The 20164-nt window shown below is 68.2% G+C and carries 18 protein-coding genes and 1 tRNA gene; 7 read left to right on the top strand and 12 right to left on the bottom strand.

What is annotated here, in order from left to right; genetic code table 11:
- Nucleotides 1-87: 87 nt before the first annotated feature.
- Nucleotides 88-160 (bottom strand) — tRNA-Arg (locus HGG74_RS19700).
- A gap of 430 nt (nt 161-590) precedes the next feature.
- On the bottom strand, nt 591-1262 hold the full coding sequence (locus HGG74_RS19695; protein WP_168489126.1) for a hypothetical protein: 672 nt from the start codon (nt 1260-1262) through the stop codon (nt 591-593).
- A gap of 89 nt (nt 1263-1351) precedes the next feature.
- Here HGG74_RS19695 and pcrA point away from each other — a divergent pair, with 89 nt between their 5' ends.
- The 3 genes from pcrA to sucD all read left to right on the top strand — a co-directional run bounded on the left by pcrA (nt 1352) and on the right by sucD (nt 6105).
- Nucleotides 1352-3739 (top strand): DNA helicase PcrA, encoded by a 2388-nt coding sequence (pcrA, locus tag HGG74_RS19690; protein WP_168489125.1) that lies wholly within the window; start codon nt 1352-1354, stop codon nt 3737-3739.
- A 247-nt stretch (nt 3740-3986) separates the two neighbouring features.
- Nucleotides 3987-5150, top strand: a complete 1164-nt coding sequence (gene sucC, locus HGG74_RS19685) for an ADP-forming succinate--CoA ligase subunit beta (RefSeq protein ID WP_168489124.1) — start codon at nt 3987-3989, stop codon at nt 5148-5150.
- 19 nt (nt 5151-5169) lie between these two features.
- The gene (gene sucD, locus HGG74_RS19680; RefSeq protein ID WP_168489123.1) at nt 5170-6105 is read left to right on the top strand and encodes a succinate--CoA ligase subunit alpha; all 936 of its coding nucleotides are present in this window, start codon (nt 5170-5172) and stop codon (nt 6103-6105) included.
- 89 nt (nt 6106-6194) lie between these two features.
- Here sucD and speB read toward each other — a convergent pair whose 3' ends face one another.
- Together speB and HGG74_RS19670 are read right to left on the bottom strand one after the other, a co-directional pair.
- A complete protein-coding gene (speB, locus tag HGG74_RS19675) occupies nt 6195-7193 on the bottom strand; it encodes an agmatinase (protein ID WP_168489122.1) in 999 nt (332 codons plus the stop codon).
- 16 nt (nt 7194-7209) lie between these two features.
- The gene (locus HGG74_RS19670) at nt 7210-8571 is read right to left on the bottom strand and encodes an MFS transporter (RefSeq protein WP_168489121.1); all 1362 of its coding nucleotides are present in this window, start codon (nt 8569-8571) and stop codon (nt 7210-7212) included.
- A gap of 163 nt (nt 8572-8734) precedes the next feature.
- Between HGG74_RS19670 and HGG74_RS19665 the strand changes: the two genes are divergently transcribed.
- Genes HGG74_RS19665 through HGG74_RS19655 form a run of 3 tightly spaced genes read left to right on the top strand, consistent with a single transcriptional unit; the run spans nt 8735 to nt 11489 of the window.
- Complete coding sequence (locus HGG74_RS19665; RefSeq protein ID WP_168489120.1) at nt 8735-10246, top strand: PucR family transcriptional regulator; 1512 nt, start codon at nt 8735-8737, stop codon at nt 10244-10246.
- Nucleotides 10243-10404: a hypothetical protein gene (locus HGG74_RS19660; RefSeq protein WP_168489119.1), complete on the top strand. Its 162-nt coding sequence runs from the start codon at nt 10243-10245 to the stop codon at nt 10402-10404. Before HGG74_RS19665 ends, HGG74_RS19660 begins: the two co-directional genes overlap by 4 nt.
- A gap of 29 nt (nt 10405-10433) precedes the next feature.
- On the top strand, nt 10434-11489 hold the full coding sequence (locus tag HGG74_RS19655; RefSeq protein WP_168489118.1) for a zinc-dependent alcohol dehydrogenase family protein: 1056 nt from the start codon (nt 10434-10436) through the stop codon (nt 11487-11489).
- Between the two features lie 99 nt (nt 11490-11588).
- Here the strand turns inward: HGG74_RS19655 and HGG74_RS19650 are convergent, their stop codons facing one another.
- The 7 genes from HGG74_RS19650 to HGG74_RS19620 all read right to left on the bottom strand — a co-directional run bounded on the left by HGG74_RS19650 (nt 11589) and on the right by HGG74_RS19620 (nt 17473).
- Complete coding sequence (locus tag HGG74_RS19650; protein ID WP_168489117.1) at nt 11589-12434, bottom strand: substrate-binding periplasmic protein; 846 nt, start codon at nt 12432-12434, stop codon at nt 11589-11591.
- 69 nt (nt 12435-12503) lie between these two features.
- Nucleotides 12504-13181, bottom strand: coding sequence for an amino acid ABC transporter permease (locus HGG74_RS19645; RefSeq protein ID WP_168489116.1), 678 nt, complete (start codon nt 13179-13181; stop codon nt 12504-12506).
- Nucleotides 13178-13816, bottom strand: a complete 639-nt coding sequence (locus HGG74_RS19640) for an amino acid ABC transporter permease (RefSeq protein ID WP_168489115.1) — start codon at nt 13814-13816, stop codon at nt 13178-13180. Before HGG74_RS19640 ends, HGG74_RS19645 begins: the two co-directional genes overlap by 4 nt.
- Before the next feature lies 1 nt (nt 13817).
- A complete protein-coding gene (locus tag HGG74_RS19635; protein WP_168489114.1) occupies nt 13818-14648 on the bottom strand; it encodes an amino acid ABC transporter ATP-binding protein in 831 nt (276 codons plus the stop codon).
- A 22-nt stretch (nt 14649-14670) separates the two neighbouring features.
- Nucleotides 14671-14871 carry an aminomethyltransferase family protein gene (locus HGG74_RS19630; protein WP_168489110.1) on the bottom strand — a complete coding sequence of 67 codons (201 nt, stop codon included), beginning with the start codon at nt 14869-14871 and terminating at the stop codon, nt 14671-14673.
- 137 nt (nt 14872-15008) lie between these two features.
- Nucleotides 15009-15797, bottom strand: coding sequence for an IclR family transcriptional regulator (locus HGG74_RS19625; protein WP_246263097.1), 789 nt, complete (start codon nt 15795-15797; stop codon nt 15009-15011).
- A 122-nt stretch (nt 15798-15919) separates the two neighbouring features.
- Nucleotides 15920-17473: a purine-cytosine permease family protein gene (locus tag HGG74_RS19620; protein ID WP_312856919.1), complete on the bottom strand. Its 1554-nt coding sequence runs from the start codon at nt 17471-17473 to the stop codon at nt 15920-15922.
- Nucleotides 17474-17617: 144 nt separating this feature from the next.
- Between HGG74_RS19620 and HGG74_RS19615 the strand changes: the two genes are divergently transcribed.
- Nucleotides 17618-19123: a PucR family transcriptional regulator gene (locus HGG74_RS19615; protein WP_168489112.1), complete on the top strand. Its 1506-nt coding sequence runs from the start codon at nt 17618-17620 to the stop codon at nt 19121-19123.
- Nucleotides 19124-19181: 58 nt separating this feature from the next.
- Here HGG74_RS19615 and HGG74_RS19610 read toward each other — a convergent pair whose 3' ends face one another.
- Nucleotides 19182-19991: an IclR family transcriptional regulator gene (locus tag HGG74_RS19610; protein ID WP_168489111.1), complete on the bottom strand. Its 810-nt coding sequence runs from the start codon at nt 19989-19991 to the stop codon at nt 19182-19184.
- Nucleotides 19992-20164 lie beyond the last annotated feature (173 nt).

Below are 20164 nucleotides of genomic sequence, written 5' to 3'. Positions count from 1 at the left end.
CATTCGCTTCGACAGTGCTTCGACGCCACCCGGGTCCAGAACGGCGTCGACCTGCGCACCGGGCAGGAGCTGCTATGGCTTGGAAAGTGCCCTCGATTGGATTCGAACCAACGACACCGGCTTTAGGAGAGCCGTGCTCTATCCCCTGAGCTACGAGGGCAACGCTGAAAAGCTTAGCTTAAAACTAGCCATGGCACGCCATTGATGGAACAGGCCGGGGCCGAACTGCAGGTGGCAGCGACCTTTGCTCCGGGCCGGCCCCACCCACTCGAACAAACTTCGCGACAAGCGCAGCTGGGCGGGTCCTACCGTGGGGTCATGGAACTGTTCAGACTGGGTGATCCATTCCGGTCAGGGGTGAACCATGGAAAGTCCGAGGTTGCGGAATGAATCCGTCAGGGACAGAGGACCCTGCCGGAAAAACCGCCCGGCCCGCGACCCCGGGAGCGGCCCGGGCCCCAACACCGTTCGGGGACCAAAAGCAGGACCCGCTCCTGCCCAGTTGTTCAGGAACGGTCGCTCCATCCTGCCGAGCTACAGAGGCGGATCCGGGAACCAGCCCGGAACAGCTGAAGCTTACGTATTCGGGCTCACCTATTCGTGCCCGGCTTTGCTTGACGCTGCTTCAGGGAACGCCGCTTGAGCGCGACCGCGGCCGCGCCGGCGGCCAGGCTCAGCGCGAAGAGCACGAACTTGGCCACGGTGAGGAAACTGGCCAGTCCCGCGCTGCCCACCGGGTCGGTGGCCAGCGCGGCGTCCACGGCCAGGTTCTCGCCCAGATCCGCGATGACATAGAGCAGCACGGGGATCCAGCAGAGCCAGCGCAGCAGTCCCCGCCGCAGCTGCGAGCCGATCAGCAGCATCCAGCTGAGGGCAAAAAGCAGCGGGAAGAGAGTGTCAGCGGTCTTGTGCCAGAAGCTGTACTGTCCGGCGCCGTCGGCACCGAAGGCGGTGCGCACCTGCTGCAGATACTCCGTGCTGTAGCCGCCGAAGAGCGTGTCCGGCATGGCCAGGCCCCCGCTGAGCTGGCGGAACTGCGGAAGCGCCAGCAGGAACGAATAGCCGAACAGGAACACCGAGGCCCCGAGCCCGGCAACGATGATCAAGGTCGGATTGCCCTCCCGGCGCACATCCTGCGGCCCGCCCTGCATGCTTCCGGGCCGGCCGGCGCCGGAGCGGGCGCTTGTGGAGGACCGGTTGCCGGTGGCGCCGGCCGCGTTCGGCCCGTGCTTGCGGGCGCGCTGGGCAGGGGTTTTGGACATGGTTCCATTATGCCGCCGGGTACGGCGCCTTCTGCTGCCCGGGCACACGGGCGGCGGACGGCAGGCTGACCTACTAGACTTAACAGGCCATGGATTTTCTCACTGACCCGGCCTTCGACCTGCCCGCCGCCCCCGCCCGCGTGCTGCCGCGGGAGAAGGACCTGCTGGCGGGACTGAACCCGCAGCAGGAAGAGGCGGTCAAGCATGCCGGTTCGCCGCTGCTGATTGTGGCCGGGGCAGGCTCGGGCAAGACCCGGGTGCTCAGCCACCGGATCGCCTACCTGCTGGCCACCGGGCGGGCGCGGCCGGGGGAGATCCTGGCCATTACCTTCACCAACAAGGCCGCGGCGGAAATGCGCGAGCGGATCGAAGCCCTGGTGGGGGACCCGGCGAAGAACATGTGGATCTCCACCTTCCATTCCTCCTGCGTGAAGATCCTGCGCCGCGAGGCCAGGAACGTGGGGCTGAACCCGAACTTCTCCATTTATGATTCCGCGGACACGCTGCGGCTGATCACCCTGGTGGCCAAGGGCCTGGACCTGGATCCGAAACGCTTTGCCCCCAAGGCCATCCAGCACAAAATCTCGGCGCTGAAGAACGAGCTGATCGACGACGAGTCCTATGCCGCGGCAGCGAACTATTCGGATCCGTTCGAACAGGCCGTGGCCTCCGTGTACACCGGCTACACCCAGCGCATGCGCGAGGCCAGCGCGATGGACTTCGATGACCTGATCGCCCAGGTCGTCTTCATGTTCCAGGCCTTCCCTGCGGTCGCCGAGTCCTACCGGCGCCGGTTCCAGCACATCCTGGTGGACGAGTACCAGGACACCAACCACGCCCAGTACGTGCTGGTCCGCGAGCTCACCGGAGTCCCGGCCGCCGGCGCCGGTCCGCTGGCCGTCCCGCCGGCGGAGCTGACCGTGGTGGGGGATTCGGACCAGTCCATCTACGCCTTCCGGGGCGCCGACGTGCGCAACATCGTGGAGTTCGAGAAGGACTACCCGAACGCCCGGACCATCCTGCTCGAACAGAACTACCGCTCCACGCAGACCATCCTCAGCGCGGCCAACGCGGTGATCTCCCGCAACCCGAACCGGCCCGAGAAGCGGCTGTGGACCGCCCAGGGCGACGGCGAGCGGATCATCGGCTACGTGGGCGAGAACGAGCACGACGAGGCGCGGTTCATTGCGGACGAGATCGACAGGCTGCAGGACACCGAGGGAGTGCGCCCCGGGGATGTGGCCATCTTCTACCGCACCAACGCCCAGTCCCGCTCCATCGAGGACCTGCTGGTCCGGGTGGGCCTGCCCTACAAGGTCGTCGGCGGCACCCGGTTCTACGAACGCAAGGAGATCAAGGACGCGCTGGCCTACCTGCGCGTGCTGGTGAACCCCGACGACGTCGTGAACCTGCGCCGCATCCTCAACGAGCCCAAGCGCGGGATCGGGGACCGGGCCGAGTACGCCGTGGCGGCCCTGGCCGAACGGGACAGGATTTCCTTCATCGAGGCGCTGCGCCGGGCCGGCGAGGCCCCGGGCATGGCCACGCGCTCGGTCAACGCGGTGGCCGCGTTCGTCAAGCTCCTCGACGACCTGACCGAGGTCGCCAACAGCTCCGGGGCGGCCGCGGCCCTCGAGGCCGTGCTGGAACAGACCGGCTACCTGGCGGCGCTGCGCCTGAGCAACGATCCGCAGGACGAATCCCGGGTGGAAAACCTGGCCGAACTGGTCGCCGTCGTGCGTGAATACGAACGGGACAACCCGGACGGTTCGCTCTCCGGGTTCCTGGAGCAGGTGGCCCTGGTGGCCGACGCCGACCAGGTCCCGGATGCCCCGGACGAGGCAGGTGCCGCGCTGGCGAGCCAGGGCGTGGTCACGCTGATGACCCTGCATACGGCCAAGGGGCTGGAGTTCCCGGTGGTCTTCCTGACCGGCATGGAGCACGGCGTCTTCCCGCACCAGCGCTCCATGGCGGATCCGCAGGAACTGGCCGAGGAGCGCCGCCTGGCCTACGTGGGCCTGACCCGGGCCCGCAAGCGGCTGTACATTACCCGGTCCGAATCGCGCAGCCTGTGGGGACAGAGCCAGTACAACCCGGCCAGCCAGTTCATCCAGGAGGTCCCGGCCGAGTTGATCGAGTGGAAGCGCGAAGGCACCGAACGGCCCGCTTTCGCCGGCGGGGCCGGATCCGGCTTCGGCTCCAGCCGGTACGGAGGTTCGTTCTGGGGCGCCGGGGCGTCCGAGGGCCAGCGGTCCGGTGCGCCCGCGGCGCCGGCGGCGGTGCGCGCCGGGAGGGTGCAGCCGCAGAAGGAAATCATCGCGCTCGCCGTGGGGGACAGGGTCAACCACACCAGCTTCGGCATCGGCACCGTGCTGGCCTTGGAAGGGGCCGGGGACAAGACGGTAGCCAAGGTCAGGTTCGACGCCGGGGAGAAGCGCCTGCTGCTGCGCTACGCGCCGCTGGCGAAGCAGGACTGAGCGGCAGGCCTGCCCCAAGGAAAGGGGAGGCTGCTGAACGGTAGCGCAAACCGTGACTTTTCGACAAGCCGTAGAACTGTGCCCTTGGTCACGAAACGGGTAGTCTGGGAACGGCGTCCGACGCCAAGGGACTAGAGTTCCCGGTGGAGTAATTGCGGGCCGCGCGGCGGCAGCAGCCCCTTGGGGCAGGTGCGGCGCGGTTCCGGCTCCGAGTCAGAAACGACTTCGACGTAGAAGGACACAGCCCGTGGACCTGTTTGAATACCAGGCACGCGATCTTTTCGAGGCGCACGGTGTACCCGTGCTCGCCGGGATCGTGGCTTACACCCCCGAAGAAGCTAAGGCCGCAGCAGAGAAGATTGGCGGCGTCGTCGTCGTCAAGGCACAGGTCAAGGTCGGCGGCCGCGGAAAGGCCGGCGGTGTCAAGGTCGCCAAGACCCCGGAGGAAGCCTTCGAACACGCTTCCAACATCCTCGGGATGGACATCAAGGGCCACACCGTCAAGCGCGTGATGATCGCCCAGGGCGCCGACATCAACGAGGAGTACTACTTCTCCATCCTGCTCGACCGGGCCAACCGCAACTACCTGGCCATGTGCTCCAAGGAGGGCGGCATGGAGATCGAGCAGCTCGCCGTCGAGCGCCCCGAGGCGCTGGCCCGGATTGCGGTGGACCCTGCCACCGGCATCGACGAGGCCAAGGCCCGCGAGATCGCCGAGGCTGCCGGCTTCCCCGAGGAACTGCATGCGAACCTCGTGGAGACGTTCCTGAAGCTGTGGCAGGTCTTCAAGAAGGAAGACGCCACCCTGGTCGAGGTCAACCCGCTCATCAAGACCGGTTCCGGCGGCCTGCTGGCCATTGACGGCAAGGTCTCCCTGGACGAGAACGCCGGCTTCCGCCACCCCGAGCACGCCGAATTCGAGGACAAGGACGCCGCCGACCCGCTCGAGGCCAAGGCCAAGGAGCTGGACCTGAACTACGTCAAGCTCGACGGCGAAGTGGGCATCATCGGCAACGGTGCCGGCCTGGTCATGTCCACCCTGGACGTCGTCGCCTACGCCGGCGAGAAGCACGGCAACGTCAAGCCCGCCAACTTCCTGGACATCGGCGGCGGTGCCTCCGCCGAGGTGATGGCCAACGGTCTGGACATCATCCTCAACGACGCCCAGGTCAAGAGCGTGTTCGTGAACGTCTTCGGCGGGATCACCGCCTGCGACGCCGTGGCCAACGGCATCGTCAAGGCCCTGGAGATCCTGGGCGGCAAGGCCACCAAACCGCTGGTGGTGCGCCTGGACGGCAACAGCGTCGAGGAGGGCCGCCGCATCCTGCGCGAGGCCAACCACCCGCTGGTGACCCTGGCCGTCGGTATGGATGAGGGCGCCGACAAGGCCGCCGAGCTGGCGAACGCCTAAGGATCGAGGAAAAAGAACCATGTCTATCTTCATCAACAAGGACTCCAAGGTCATCGTCCAGGGCATCACGGGTGGCGAGGGCTCCAAGCACACTGCCCGCATGCTGCACGCCGGGACGAACATCGTCGGCGGCGTGAATGCCCGCAAGGCCGGCACCACCGTCAAGCACAAGGACCAGCACGGCGCTGAGGTCGAACTGCCGGTCTTCGGGTCGGTCAAGGAAGCCATGGCCGAGACCGGTGCGGACGTCTCCATCGTCTTCGTGCCGCCGGCCTTCACCAAGGACGCCGTCGTCGAGGCCATCGAGGCCGGGATCGGCCTGGTCGTGGTGATCACCGAGGGCGTGCCGGTTCAGGACTCCGCCGAGTTCTGGGCCCTGGCCCAGTCCAAGCAGGACGCCAACGGCAACCAGATCACCCGGATCATTGGCCCGAACTGCCCGGGCATCATCACCCCCGGCGAGTCGCTGGTGGGCATCACCCCGGCGAACATCACCGGCAAGGGCGGCGTGGGCCTGGTCTCCAAGTCCGGCACCCTGACCTACCAGATGATGTACGAACTGCGCGATTTGGGCTTCTCCACCGCCATCGGCATCGGCGGCGACCCGGTCATCGGCACCACGCACATCGACGCCCTGGCCGCGTTCGAGGCCGACCCGGAGACCAAGGCCATCGTCATGATCGGCGAGATCGGCGGCGACGCCGAGGAGCGCGCGGCCGAGTTCATCAAGAACAACGTCACCAAGCCGGTCGTCGGCTACGTGGCCGGCTTCACCGCCCCGGAGGGCAAGACCATGGGCCACGCCGGCGCCATCGTCTCCGGTTCCTCCGGTACCGCGCAGGCCAAGAAGGAGGCCCTCGAGGCCGCCGGCGTCAAGGTGGGCAAGACCCCGTCCGAGACCGCCCACCTGCTGCGCGAGGTCTACCCGGAGCGCGAGGAGCCCTCGAACCTCTAAGCAGGTAGCCTGCACCCTTGGGCTGCGAACGACGGCGGCCGGTTCCTTCCGATGGGTAAGGGAACCGGCCGCCGTCGTTCTTTTGGATCTCAGACTGCCGCCGTCTGCAGGTCCTCCTCGCCGGCCAAGGAAACGCCCCGGCTGCGGTTCACCATCAGACCCAGCAGGTCGAACACGACCGTGGCTGCCGCCAGGGAAGTGATGTCCGCGTGGTCGTAGGCCGGGGAAACCTCGACGACGTCCGCGCCGACGATGTTGATGCCGTTGAGCCCGCGGAGCAGGGCCAGCAGTTCGCGCGAGTGCAGCCCGCCCATTTCGGGGGTGCCGGTGCCCGGGGCAAAGGCGGGGTCCAGGACGTCGATGTCGATCGAGACGTACACCGGGGTATCGCCCAGGCGGTCCTTGACGCGCTGCACGGCGGCGGGAACGCCAAGGACGTCCAGATCGGAGCAGCGGATGATCTGGAAGCCGAACTCGTGGTCGCGCAGGAAATCCTGACGGTCGTAGACCGGGCCGCGGATGCCCACGTGCATCGACTTGTCCTCCACCAGCAGGCCCTCCTCGAACGCCCGGCGGAACATGGTCCCGTGGGTGACCGGCTGGTCAAAGTAGGTGTCCCAGGTGTCCAGGTGCGCGTCGAAGTGCAGCAGGGCCACCGGTCCGTGGACCTTGGCCAGGGCCCGCAGCATGGGCAGGGCGATGGTGTGGTCGCCGCCGATGGAGACCAGCCGCTTGCCGCGGCCCAGGAGCGGCAGGGCCTGCTCTTCGATTTCCCGGACGGCGCGGGTGATGTCGTAGGGGGTGCAGGCGATGTCTCCGGCGTCGACGACCTGGGTTTCGGTCACGGGTTCGACGTCGAGTTCGACGTGGTAGCCCGGGCGCAGCAGCCGGGAGGCTTCGCGCACGGCGGCGGGGCCGAAGCGGGCACCGGGCCGGAAGGAGGTTCCGCCGTCGAAGGGGACCCCGACGATGGCGATGCCGTAGTCGGGTACCCGGTCGAGCTGGGGCAGCCGGGCGAAGGTGCCCAGGCCGGCGTAGCGGGGGACCTTGGTGGCGTCGACGGGGCCGATGGGTGCGTGCATGGTCATGGCAGGGATCCTTTGCTTAGCTGATGGCCGCCGGGGCGACGGGCTCCGTTTCGGTGGTGAGTTCGTGCAGGGTCTTGTTGGCGGTTTCCGGTGCGAGCAGGAAAGTCGCCATCAGACCCACCAGGGAGATGACTGCGCCGATGAGCAGTGAGCCTGCGGCGCCGAAATTGAGGATGGCTACGGGCATCAGGTAGGTGCTGGCGGCCGAGCCGACACGGCTGATGGCGGTGCCGAAGCCGACCGCGGTGGCGCGGATTTCGGTGGGGAAGAGCTCGTTCGGGTAGACCACTTCGAGGAAGCTGGAGGCACCGGAGGCGAGGGCGAAGACTGCCAGGGCCAGGAACAGCGGTGCCGCCTGCACGTCCGGGATGAACGCCGGGATGGCCAGGGCCACCGCGATGATGCCGAAGGTCCACAGCAGCAGCCTGCGCCGTCCGATCTTCTCCACGAGCCACAGGCCCGGCACGCCGCCGACGACGAACAGCATGGAGATCAGGAAGGATCCGCCGTAGAGGTTGGCGTCGCCGGTCATGCCGAAGGAGGCCAGCAGGTCCGGGGCGAAGGTGTAGACGGCGAAGAGCGGGATGACCTGGGCGGTCCAGAAGATGGAGACAAACAGCGTGCGCTTCCAGTACCGGCCCCTGAAGATATCGGTGAACTTGCCCTGCTTTGCCGGACCTTCGCTGTCCGAAGCGATGTCAGCGAGACCGTACTGCTGGCCGTAGACCTTCTTGATGACGGCGTCGGCTTCCCCGCGGCGGCCACGGGAGAGCAGCCAACGTGGAGACTCGGGGGTCCCGAGCCGGCACAGCAGGGTGATGACGGCGAAGACCGCGGGGCTGGCTACCATGAGCCTCCAGGCATCCGGCCCCATGTCCTTGAGCAGGTAGCCGGCGGCGTAGGCAACCGCCGCGCCGACCGCCCAGACCACGAAGGTCGCCCCCAGCAGGCGGCCGCGGACCTTCCTGGGCAGGAACTCCGCCAGCAGGGAGGTGGCGATCGGGTAGTCGGCGCCGATGGCCATGCCGAGGAAGAACCGGCAGAGGACAACCTGCCAGACCTCGGTGGCCAGGCCGTTGAGCAGCGAGAAGACGGCCAGGGCGACCAGGTCGGCGATGTACATCTTGTGCCGGCCGATCTTGTCCGTGAGCCAGCCGAAGACGCCTCCTCCGAAGAAGATGCCGACGAGGCTGGCGGCACCTACCAGGCCGATTTCAGCCGGCGACATCTTCAGTCCGGGAACCATCGTGATCAGGGCGATCCCGATGATGGACAGTGCATAGCCGTCGATAAAGGGGCCGCCGGAGGCAAAGAACGTCAGCTTCTTGTGGAATGTGGTCAGTGGGGCGTCGTCAATGAGGTTGCGCGTTGCACTCATCGCAAACCCTCTCTTGTGAGTGCTCGTCCATGAGCGGGGGAAGGTGGTGGACTAATCATGTGTGACCGGGCGCACAGGAGCCATCCGTCCAATGACTACAAATAAAGGAAGGGCCTATACATTTGTATAAGCGGGGAAGAATGAGTGAAGCGGGGAGCGCGGAATGTCGATGACAGTTGGCGAACTGCTGGCCGAGCCGCAGCTGGGTCTGAGCCTGCTCGCCGGCGCTGCCGGACTCGGCAACCGGATTACCTGGGCGCACACCTCCGATTTGCCGCGGCTTTGGGAATGGGTCACCGGCGGCGAACTCATGATGACCAACGGCCTGTCCATCCCGGCCGACGAGGCCGGCCAGGTCGAACTGGCCGAGGCGCTGGTCAAGGCGGGCGCCAGTGCCTTGGCCATCGGGGAAAAAATGCATGCTCCCGAGCTGTTGCCGGGGTTCTTCGAGGCCTGCAACCGTCTGCCCCTGCCCGTGCTCAACATTCCGTACCCGCTGCCGTTCATCGCGATTGCGCGTTCGGTCGCCGAGTCATCCCTGCTGGAGGAGTCCCGCCGCCTGCGCCAGACAGCCAGGATCTACGATCTGCTCCGGCTCGCCGGTCCTGCGGAAAATCAGTGGACCGGCCTGGTCGACGGCATGGCCGGCGAGCTGGACGCGGAGCTCTTTGTGGTGGACCGGCGCTGCCTCCATCCCTGGCACCCCGGCGGCCGTGCCCTGCCGGCTCCGCTGGCGGACCAGCTCGCGCCCCCGGCCGTGCCTGCCGCGGCGTCGAAGAAGTTCCAATGGCACAGCCTGGACGACGGGCGCTCCATGCTGATAACGGACATTCCCACCCACCCGGACGCCCTGCTCGTGGTGTTGCCGATGTCGCAGCAGCACCCCGACGCCGTGGTGCTGCTGCACGCAGCCACGGTGCTGGGCCTGGAACTTTCACGCACCGCGCTGATGCTGGAGAACCAGCGCCGGCTGGGGGCCGAATTCCTGCAGCAGGCCCTGGACGGCCGTTACGTCGCGGCCGAGGTGGAAAGCCGCCTGCAGGATTTCGGGGTGCCGGCGGGCAGGTTCCTCCTCGCCTCCATGTCGTCTGCGGACCCGGCGCAGCTGGCGGATATCCATGTCGGACTTTGGCGGCACGGGTATCCGAACGTCTGCCTGCGGCGGTTCGATACGCTGCACGTGGTGGTGGCCCCCGGCTGCAGCGATGACGCCCTCCGCCACGCCGTACCGGCGGAAGCCAGGATAGGTGTCAGCCGGGCAGCCGCGGCCGGCGGCCTGAAGCAGGCCCTGCAGGAATCGCTGTGGGCTTTGGGCACCGCCGGCGGTGCCGGCCGGCAGGTGGTCCGCTACGCCGACGCTCCCTCCTGGCTGGGGCTGGCCAGCGTCGAGGAAGGGGAAGCCCTGGTTCAGCGCATGCTTGGACCGGTCATTGATTACGAGCGCGGCAGGCAGCCCGATCTCATGACCACGCTTAAGACCTATTTGGAGCACCAGCGGTCCTGGCAGAAAACGGCAGCGGCCCTGTTCGCCCACCGGCAGACGATCATCTACCGGATGCGCAAGATCAGCGAACTGACCGGCCTGGACCTGGCCGAAACTTCCACCTTGGCCCAGCTCTGGTTTGCGCTGCAGGTCTATGAAGTGATGAATCCGCAGGACCAGCCGGGGTCATGACAACCACAACACACATAACGACGGATATGAATCTGGCCGGCGGGCAGGCCTTCAGCACCCTGGTGGTCCGGGTCCGGCATGAAGACGACCACGGGCACCGCTTCCGCGCCAGGCTGTTCCTGGGCCCCGGCAGCCTGCCGGGTAGGCTGGAGCGGTAAACCAGCCGAGCAGCCCTGCCAGGAGTGCCATGCGCGCCACCATCATCCACGGACCCGGCGACATCCGCGTCGAGGACCGGCCGGACCCGGAGATCAAGCTGCCCGCGGACGCGGTGGTCAAGGTGACTGCCTCCTGCGTCTGCGGCTCGGACCTGTGGCCCTACCGCGGCGCCTTCCGCACACCTGAACCGCGGGCCATCGGCCACGAGTTCGTCGGCGTGGTGCAGAGCGTCGGCGCGGACGTGGCGGCACTGGTTCCGGGGGATTTCGTGGTCGCGCCCTTCGTGGACAGCTGCGGTGCGTGCCCGCAGTGCCGCAACGGAGTCACCGTGGCCTGCGACTATCTCGCCTCCTGGGGCGGAAAGGACGAGGCCGGCTTCGCCATCGACGGCGGACAGGGCCAGTACGTGCGGGTGCCCCGGGCCGAGGCCACCCTGGTCAAGGTGCCCGGGGTCACCGAGCCGGACCGGGAGCTGACGGCGAGCCTGCTGACCCTCTCTGACGTGATGGCCACCGGCCACCATGCCGCCGTCGCCGCCCAGGCCGGGCCCGGGCGCAGCGTCGTGGTGGTGGGCGACGGCGCCGTCGGGCTGTGCGGGGTGCTGGCCGCCCGGCGGCTCGGGGCGGAGCGGATCATCGCCATGTCCCGGCACGCCGACCGGCAGGCGCTGGCCCGCGAATTCGGCGCCACCGACGTCGTCGCCGAGCGCGGCATAGCGGCCGCCGCCGCGGTCCGCGGACTGCTCGGCGGGGTACTGGCCGATGCGGTGCTTGAATGCGTGGGCACCAAGGAGGCCATGGACCAGGCGGTGGCCTGCACCCGGCCGGGCGGGAACATCGGCTTTGTCGGGTCCCCCTCCGGCGGGTCCGAACTGAACGTGCGGCAGCTGTTCAACAAGAACATCACCATCGGCGGCGGAATGGCCCCGGCCCGGACCTACATTCCCGAGCTGCTGCCGGACGTGCTGGCCGGCACCATCAACCCGGGCCGGGTCTTCGACGTCGAAATGCCGCTGGAGGACGCGCCCGAAGCCTACCGCGCGATGGATGCCCGCCGGGCGATCAAGGTGCTGCTGCGGCCCTGAGCCGGCACTCCTGCACGGAACACTTCCGCACAGGACGGCGGCCGGTACCTTTCCGGAGGGAAAGATACCGGCCGCCGTCCTGGCTGGATACCGGGGCTGCTACTTCGCGTCGCCAGCCAGTGCCGGGTCCATCTTCTGTTCGCTGAGGATCTCGCCGATCCGGCCGTTGCTGATCAGGGTCTGGATGTCCTCGTCGAAAGCCTTGGTGATGGCGTCGGCGCCCTTCGGGTGGGGGAGCACGACCTGACCCGGCTCCAAGGTAGCCTTCACTTTCTCCGTCGGTTCAAAGGTCTCGCTGACGAAGCCGTCGGACGGTGCCTGCGAGAGGCGGTAGGCGGCCTCGGCAGTGGTGAAGACGGCGACGTTGATCCGGCCGGCCTTGAGGTCGCTGAAGAGCGCATCGGAGGTCTGGTACTGCTTCACGGCATCATTGCCGAGGGCCGCCTGCAGGTCCTTGTTCCACAGATAGCCCTGGATCACGCCGACCTTCTTGCCGGAGAGGTCCTCGAGGGACTTGTAGCCTTCCTTGGAGAGCAGGGCCACGCCGTCGCGGTAGGCGGTGGCGCCCAGTTCCAGCAGTTCGGCACGCTCGGCGGTGCGGTAGATGCCGCCCATGGACGTGTCCACCCGGTCGGACTGCAGGCTCTGCAGGCCGGCGGCGAAGGTCACTTCCTGCCAGTCCACCTCCAGGCACTCGAGGGCGGCGATCTCCTTGATGATCTCGGCGTCGACGCCGCTGATTTCGCCGCCGCTCTTGAGCACGTAGGGCGGGGTCACCGGCGTGCCGACGGTCAGCTTGCCGGCGTTGACCGTCTCCAGCCCGGCATGGGCAGGGGTGCAGTCGGCGGCAGCCGTTGAGGTCCCGGAGGAGGAACCGCAGCCGGTCAGGGACAGTCCGAGGACCAGGCAGGCCGCGCCGGCGGTGGTGGTCATGATCTTGCGCATGGTGGGTATTTCCTTCGGTGGGAGGTGCGGATGGTGGGAAAACGGTGGCCCGGGTGGGCGTGCCGCGGTTCAGGCGCCGGCCGGGACCGCGACCTTGGCTGCGGACAGGCTGCGGCGGCGGCCGCCGACCCGGCGGAAGAGCCACAGGCCCAGGAGGGTTACGGCCAGGTACATCAGGCCGGCCAGGGTAAAGGCCAGCGCGTATTCGAAGGTGACGGAGGCGTAGTTGTAGGCCCGGCTCATCAGTTCCGGAACGCTGATGGCATAGGCCAGCGAGGTGGCCTGGAACAGCATGATGGTCCAGCCGATCAGCGGCGGTACCACGATCTTGATGGCCTGCGGCAGGATGACCAGACGCAGGGACTTCCAGTAGCTCAGGGCCAGGGTGCCGCAGGCTTCCCACTGGCCCTGGGGCACGGCCCGGAAGCCGGCAACGAAGATCTCGGCCGTGTAGGCACCGGTCATCAGTCCGAGGGCGATGATCGAGGCCGGCAGGGCATCCATGACGACGCCCATCTGCGGCAGGCCGAAATAGACCAGGTAGAGCATGATGAGCCCGGGAATGCCGCGGCCGAGTTCGATCAGGCCGATGCAGGTGTACTGCAGCGGCCGGGCCGCGAAGAGCGAGCCCAGGGCCAGCAGGATGCCCAGCGGCAGGCCCAGGACCAGGCTGGCGATGGTTACCAGCAGGGAGATGCCCAGGCCGGGAATGAATTCCGGCACCATGGCCAGGACGGACTCGATCATGCCGCCACCTTTCGGGTCAGACGGGAACCGGTGTAGCGCGCCAGGGCGGCGATCGGGATGCTGAGCAGGATGTACAGCAGGGCGGCCCACATGAACACGGTCAGGCCGTTGAGGTTGGCCTGGGCCTCCTGGAAGGCGCGGAAGGTGATGTCCTGGGCGCCGATGACCGAGGCCAGGGCGCTGTCCTTGAGCAGGCCGATGGCGAAGGTGGCCAGCGGCGGGATGACGACGGTGGCCGCCTGCGGGGTGATGACCTTGAAGAACTTGGCGCCGAAGGGCATGCCCAGCGCGTCCGCGGCCTCGAACTGGCCGCCGGGGATGGCGTCCAGGCCCGAGCGGTAGATCTCGGCGATGTAAGCGGTGCTGACAATCCCGAGCCCGATGACGCTGGCCTGGAATGTGGTCAGCTTCAGGTCCGTCTCGCCCAGGGCGAAGTAGATCAGCAGCAGCCACACGATCGGCGGCACTCCGCGGATGCCCTCGATGAGGATCTTGGCCGCGGTGCTGGCGGCCGGCAGTTCCGAACGTCTCAGCGCGGCGAGCGGCACGGCCAGGACCGAGCCCAGGAGCAGGGCGCCGAAGGTGATGCCCAGCGTCTGTCCGATGCCCGAGGAGAGCAGTACGAGCAGTTCCATCTCAACGCCCCCTGACGGCGGACAGGAACGTCTTGGCACGTTCGCTGGCCGGGTGCAGCATGACCTGTTCGGCCGGGCCCTCTTCCACGACGGCGCCGTCCGCCATGAAGACCACCCGGTCCGCGACGTCTTCGGCGAAGTGCATCTCGTGGGTGACCACCAGCATGGTCATGCCCTCGGAGGCCAGCCGCTTCATGGTGTTGAGCACCTCCACGCCGAGTTCGGGGTCCAGCGAGCTGGTGGGTTCGTCGAAGAGCATCAGCTGCGGGTCCATGGCCAGGGCACGGGCGATAGCGATGCGCTGCTGCTGCCCGCCGGAGCACTTGGCGGGGTACTTGTCCTCGTGGCCGGTGAGTCCGACGTGGGCCAGTTCCTGCCGGGCCCGGGCCACGGCCTCGTCCTTGTTCCGGCCCAGGGAATGGACCTGGGCCAGGACCACGTTCTCCAGGGCGGTCAGGTGCGGGAACAGGTTGAACTGCTGGAAGACCATGCCGACGTCGCGACGGTGGGTGGCCAAGGCCTTGTTGCGGGCAATGGCGCCGCGGCGGCCGGCCTGGCCCTGGACCTGTTGGCCGTTGACCAGGATCTGGCCGGCCGAAGGCTGCTCCAGGAAGTTGATGCTGCGCAGCAGCGAGGACTTGCCGGCACCTGAGGGACCGATCAGCGCGATCACTTCGCCGCGCTGGACGGTCAGGGACACACCGTGGACCACCTCGTGGCCCTTGTACTCGATCCGGATGTCCCGCAGTTCGAGGATCGGGGCGGTGCCCGCGGTGCTGCCGGTCCCGGGAACCGGGGTGTCCAGGGGGGTGTTGTGGACGGAAAAGTTCATGGTTCGCCTGTTCTTTCGTGCCTCAGCGGCGGATGTGGGTCATGTCCGGATCGAAAAGTGCGTCGGGCCGGACGGTCCCGGCCTGGCGCCGGCCGAAGTAGGAGATCTCCAGCCGGGTTCCGGGCGCGGCCAGTTCCTGCGGCACCCAGGCATAGGCCATGAAGGCATCGATGAGCCAGGATCCACGCCCATACGGCCGGCCATGCCGCTCCTCCAAGTTCACTGATGTGCTTTATGCAACTGATGCTTATGTTGCAACAGTCTGGGAGCGGGCGAGGACAGAGTCAAGGATTTTGGGAAAAATACCGGCAGACGTAACGTACGGGCCGCGGAATTTACCTGGCCGAAATATCCGGGCCGCTAAACCCCGCCCTGAAGCCCCAGCTGGTCCGCCGCGGTACGGAGCCTGGCAGCGATCTCTTCGAAGTCCTCGAACGGCAGCCGGTGCTCGGGCCCGGTGATGGTCATCGCCGCTATCACCTGGCCGGCAGGATCGCGCACCGGCACGGCGATGGCGTTGAGGCGGTCTTCCCATTCCTGGTGCGAGTAGCCCCAGCCGCGCCGGCGGACCCGCTCCAGCTCCTCATCCAGCGCGTCGTGGTCGGTGATGGTGCGGTCCGTGTAGCGCTCGAGTTTCATCCGCCGGTACTCGCTGCGGGTCAGCTCATCGGCGAAGGCCAGCAGCACCTTGCCGCTGGACGTCGCGTTCAGCGGGGTGCGGTGCCCGACATACTCGCGGGCCCGGTAGAGCGCGGCGCTGCCGCTGGCCTGGGCTATGTTCACCGCTGCCAGGTCGTCGAGGATGGCGACATTGAGGGTGTCCGTCAGGCTCCGGGAAAGCTCCTCACAGGCCTGTTGGGCGGCCTGGGCGAAGGAGCTCTGGGCTGTGACGGCCCCGGCGAGCCGGACCAGCCCGAAACCCAGGGAGTAGGTGCCCCGCCAGGCCGACTGGGTCACGAGTCCGTGGCGTTCCAAGGCAGCCAGCAGCCGGGAAGCAGTGGATTTGTGGACGTTCAGCTCGCGGGCAACTGCACCGACCGTGGCGTCGGGATGCCTGGCCAGGACCTGCAGGATGGTCAGGGCGCGGTCGACGGACTGGTTCGAGCCAGCCTTCTCCGCCGCGGGGGGTCCGGCAAGACTCATGCTCATGCTCACGCTCCTGAACCGGGATGTACGGGGCCGGCCTGCCGGTGATGCCGGCGGGTAGTTGCACTATACGCATCAACTCTAGTCAGGCGATATCCGCCGCGCGATGGATGCCGGCCCGGCGATCAAGGTGCCGCTGCGGCCCTGGGCCGTCCCGGCGTGCCTGGCCGGGCTGCCCGGGCATCGCCGTGCCCGGCGGCGAAGTCCTGGTCCGGGATGCCGGCGTCCAGGTTCAGAGGTACCCCGGCCCTGGTCCGGGAGCGGAACCGCCGGAACCCGAGGGCGAAGTACAGGCCGGCGGCGGTGAGCGAACCGGCCAGCCAGGAGAAGTCGATGCCGCCGGCTGCCCGGGCGAGCGGGCCCTGGAAGACCGGATCCGAGCCGTACATGCACAGCCAGGTCATCAGGAGGCCGGCGAAGAAGGCGATGAAGGCCGCCGGGTTGACCGCCTTCAGCGCCGTCCGGCGCGGGGAGGCGAACAGGTAGCCGAAGTCCTGGTGGCGGCGCTCGAAGACGAAGTAGTGCACCGCCATGATGCCGCCCCAGGTGGCTACCCACGCGGCGATCGCGATGATCCAGTTGTGCAGCAGGTGGGCGAAATCGGCGGCGAACAGGAAGCCGGTGACGGCGGCCATGGCCAGGCAGCCGACCAGGATGGACAGCTTCCGGCGGCCGATGCGCAGGTCCAGGGCCTGGGCCGCCACGCCGAAGGTGTAGAGGTTGATGATGTTGGTGGCGATCGGGCCGTGGATGACCAGCAGGATCACCGGAACCGCCAGCGCGCCGAAGCTCTCGACGATCAGTTGCCCGGGGTCGGCGGTGCCGTTCCTGGTGGCCAGGCTGGCGCCGAGGACCCCGAGCCAGACCACCGGGAGGAACTGGCCGAGCACGCTGGCCGCGTACAGCTTGGCCGGGGGAACCGTCCGGCTGACGAAGCGGGAGTAGTCGGGGGCATAGGTGAACCAGCCGATGCCCCAGCCGATGCCGATGGCGGTCATGATCGAGGACATGGCCGCGATCCGGGGCAGGCCGGTGAGGATCCCGCCGGCCGGGCCCTGGTAGGACCAGTCGATCTCCAGCTGGGTCCAGGCCACGATGGACATGGCCACCAGGACGACGACGGTGGGCGGCATGGTCAGGCGTTCGAAGCGGGCAATCGCCCGGTAGCCGCGGTAACAGATGGCGACCTGGACCGCCATGATCGCGGCCGCGATGCCGATCCGCCAGGCCAGGTTCTGCGCCGCCGGATCGACCAGGCCGATCATGCCGAACAGGGCCATGACCAGGTCAAGGATGACCCAGGTGTTGACCGCGCACCATCCGACGGCGACAACTGCCTGGATGGCCGCGGGCAGGTACGCGCCGCGGCGGCCGAAGGCGCCGCGGGCCAGCAGCATGCCGGTTGCGCCGGTCTTCTGGCCCAGGAGCACGAAGAAGCCGAAGCCGAGCATGCCGAGGAGGTTGCCCAGGACCAGGACCGTGAGCGTATCCGCCAGGCCCAGCCCCAGGTGGATGCCCAGGGCGCCGAGGATCCAGTTGATCGGTGCTACGTTTGCCCCGGCCCAGATCCAGAACTGCCCCGACAGCTTGGTGGTGCGGGCCGATTCCGGAACCGGTTGGAGGACATCTTCGACTTCATGGGTGGCGCTCTCGGACGCGCCGGCCGCTGGGTGGGACACGTTCTCTCGTTTCAAAGCATCAAAGGGCGCCGGCAGCCGGCTCCGGCCGCGAAAGGCTGTGACGGGCACCACATATAGTACGCTAAGTGTCTGGCTCGCCCGCAATCGGGGTGACAGAACGTAAAGCCGGTCGAAAGGACCCCCGTGGCCATTGCCTTGACGGAAGTGCTGGAAAGCGAACTGCTCCAGCGGGCCGAGCCGCGGGTCCGGGCCGGCAGCGGCCGAGTGCCCTCGGCCATGGTGCGCTGGGTGCATTCCAGCGAGGTGCTGCAGATCGCGCCGCTGCTGCACGGGGAGGAACTGCTGCTCACCGGCGGCGAAGCCCTGCTGGGACTGAAGCCGGCAGCGCAGCAGGACTACGTCCGGCGGCTGGCCGAGCGGCACGTGGCGGCGCTGGCCGTGGAGTCGGCGGGGCTGGCCCGGCCGCTGTCCGAGGAGCTGATTGCGGCGGCGGAGGCATCCGGCCTGCCGCTGATCGAGCTGCGCCGGGTAGTGCCGTTCGTGGACGTGGCCGAGCAGATCAACCGCCGCATCGTGACCCAGCAGGCTGCGGCCTACCAAGCCGCCGATTCGCTCTCGCAGCGGCTGGCCGAGCGGCTGGCCGCCCACGGGCCGGACATCCAGCCCCTGCTGGAACTGATCGAGCGGACGCTCGACGTCGACGCCAGCCTGATGGATCCGAACGGAACCATGATCGGTTCCGCCGGCGGGGCGCCGCCGGAGGGTGCGCCGCGGGTCGAGACGGACATCCTGGTCAGCGGCAGCGTGCTCGCCAAGCTGGTCATGCAGCCGCACTCGGGTGCGCCCAAGGACTTCCTGGCCATGGTCGGGGAGCGGGTGGCCAGTATCCTCGCCCTGGCGGTCTCCCAGCGGCACGCGCCCACCTTGGAACAGGTGGCCGACACCGAGTTCATGCGCGCCGTGGTCCAGGGGGCGAACCGGGCGAAGCTGCTGGAGCTGAGCGAGGCAGCCGGCGTGCCCGCGGCGGAGCCGGTCCTGATGATGGCTTTCCGGCGCACCGGCAGCGCCCAGCTGCACGGCGTGCTCGAGCAGGCCCTGCGCCGCTGCTGCCCGGGCGCGCGGACCTACCTGGCCGACGAGGAATGGTGCGCGCTGGTGCCGCTGGGCACCAGCGCCACCCGGCGCCGCCGGGCCGCCATCCTGGAGAACCTGCAGCGGCAGCTGTCCGCGGTGGCCGTGGCCGGCGTCGTCGGACCCACGGTCCAGGACCCCGGCGATGCGCACTGGTCGCTGCGCGAGGCCCGGCTCTCCTACGCCCTGGGCCCGGCCGCCAAAGCCGGTAACAACGTCTGGGACAGTGAAAACTTCGTGGTCGAGCGGCTCGCCGCCCGGGAGCTGTCCCCGGCGGCCGCCGAGCACCTGGTGCAGGAACTGGTCGGGGAAGTCATGGCCTATGACCGGCAGCGCGGCACGCAGCTGCTGGTCACGCTGGACCGCTGGCTCGCATTCGGCTGCAATACGACCGAGACGGCGCGGTCGCTGTTCCTGGAGCGGCAGTCCCTGCACAACCGGCTCTCGAAGATCTTCGAACTGCTGGGCGGCGATCCGCGCGGTTCCGGCAAAATGGCCGGGCTGCATCTGGCGGCACGGATTGCCGTCCATCCCCGGACACCGGCGGTGATCGACTGAAGAGCGGGGCGCTCCCGCCGTGCCGGCTGCGCCCGTTCGCGGCCTGCCCCGCTCGTCGTCACCCCTGCGGCGTCGTGCCGCCCATCCGGGCGGTGACCTGCCGGGCCGCGGCGGTGCAGGCTCCCGCGAGGATGCCCAGGTGCTCGGGGCTGACCCGGAAGCGCGGCGCGGCGATCATGACCGCGGCAATGATGTTGCCCCGGTGGTCGTGCACCGGGGCGGCGATGCCGACCTCGTCCACGCTGGTCTCGCCGTAATTGGTGGCGCAGCCTTCGGCGGCCACGCGCTTGAGCCGGTCGATGAACTCCTCGATCCGGGCGGGCGTGGGGGAGGGGTACTCGAGGACGCCGCCGGCCAGCAGGGCACGCACCCGCTCGGGCTCCTCGGCAGCGAGGAAGACCTGGACGCTGGCGCTGAGTGCGGTGCGGTACCGGGCGCCCAGCGGGGACGTGTGCTTGACCTGCTGCGGGCTGGGAATCTGTTCCACGCAGACGGAACTGGAGCCGGTCCAGGTGACTAGGGCACTGGTTTCCTGGGTCCGTTCGGTCAGTTCGCGCAGCACCGGGTACGCCACGCGCCGCTCGTCCAGCTCCGCCAGCAGCGGGCCGGCGACGGCGATCAGGCCCAGGCCGAGCTTGAACCGCCGGGAGGTCTCGTCCCGCTCCACGAGGTCTTCCTGTTCCAAGGTGGCCAGGATGCGCGAGACCGTGCTTTTGTGCAGGCCCACCCGGGAGGCGATCTCGGTGACGCCGAGCAGTGGTTCCTCCACGCTGAAGCAGCGCAGCACTTCGATGGCGTTCACGAGCACCGAAGCGCCGCGCGAATCGGTGCCTGCCGTTGTCGTGTTCTCTTCTGCGGTCGGTGCCATGATGGGATCCATTCTCGCCCATCACCGGTGGATGGGCGGCATTGCGGTTCGCCGGACGCCGTTGGTTGGGCGCGCCGTTCGTTAAAGTGCCGCGCGGCACGGCACCGGCCGTGCCGCACCGCGCGGACTATTCAGCTTCCGGATGGTTGGGGCGGGGGGTGGTTCCTTAGGCG

It is taken from the genome of Arthrobacter mobilis (assembly GCF_012395835.1).
GTDB classification, from domain to species: Bacteria; Actinomycetota; Actinomycetes; order Actinomycetales; family Micrococcaceae; genus Crystallibacter; species Crystallibacter mobilis.
This window is presented reverse-complemented; position numbering and strand designations above follow the sequence as displayed.

What these genes read in the sequence shown, in the direction of transcription:
- HGG74_RS19695 (WP_168489126.1), bottom strand. Translation starts at nt 1,262, where the DNA reads ATGTCCAAAACCCCTGCCCAGCGCGCCCGCAAGCACGGGCCGAACGCG.
- pcrA (WP_168489125.1), top strand. Translation starts at nt 1,352, where the DNA reads ATGGATTTTCTCACTGACCCGGCCTTCGACCTGCCCGCCGCCCCCGCC.
- sucD (WP_168489123.1), top strand. Translation starts at nt 5,170, where the DNA reads ATGTCTATCTTCATCAACAAGGACTCCAAGGTCATCGTCCAGGGCATC.
- speB (WP_168489122.1), bottom strand. Translation starts at nt 7,193, where the DNA reads ATGACCATGCACGCACCCATCGGCCCCGTCGACGCCACCAAGGTCCCC.
- HGG74_RS19670 (WP_168489121.1), bottom strand. Translation starts at nt 8,571, where the DNA reads ATGAGTGCAACGCGCAACCTCATTGACGACGCCCCACTGACCACATTC.
- HGG74_RS19665 (WP_168489120.1), top strand. Translation starts at nt 8,735, where the DNA reads ATGTCGATGACAGTTGGCGAACTGCTGGCCGAGCCGCAGCTGGGTCTG.
- HGG74_RS19660 (WP_168489119.1), top strand. Translation starts at nt 10,243, where the DNA reads ATGACAACCACAACACACATAACGACGGATATGAATCTGGCCGGCGGG.
- HGG74_RS19655 (WP_168489118.1), top strand. Translation starts at nt 10,434, where the DNA reads ATGCGCGCCACCATCATCCACGGACCCGGCGACATCCGCGTCGAGGAC.
- HGG74_RS19650 (WP_168489117.1), bottom strand. Translation starts at nt 12,434, where the DNA reads ATGCGCAAGATCATGACCACCACCGCCGGCGCGGCCTGCCTGGTCCTC.
- HGG74_RS19645 (WP_168489116.1), bottom strand. Translation starts at nt 13,181, where the DNA reads ATGATCGAGTCCGTCCTGGCCATGGTGCCGGAATTCATTCCCGGCCTG.
- HGG74_RS19640 (WP_168489115.1), bottom strand. Translation starts at nt 13,816, where the DNA reads ATGGAACTGCTCGTACTGCTCTCCTCGGGCATCGGACAGACGCTGGGC.
- HGG74_RS19635 (WP_168489114.1), bottom strand. Translation starts at nt 14,648, where the DNA reads ATGAACTTTTCCGTCCACAACACCCCCCTGGACACCCCGGTTCCCGGG.
- HGG74_RS19625 (WP_246263097.1), bottom strand. Translation starts at nt 15,797, where the DNA reads ATGAGCATGAGTCTTGCCGGACCCCCCGCGGCGGAGAAGGCTGGCTCG.
- HGG74_RS19610 (WP_168489111.1), bottom strand. Translation starts at nt 19,991, where the DNA reads ATGGCACCGACCGCAGAAGAGAACACGACAACGGCAGGCACCGATTCG.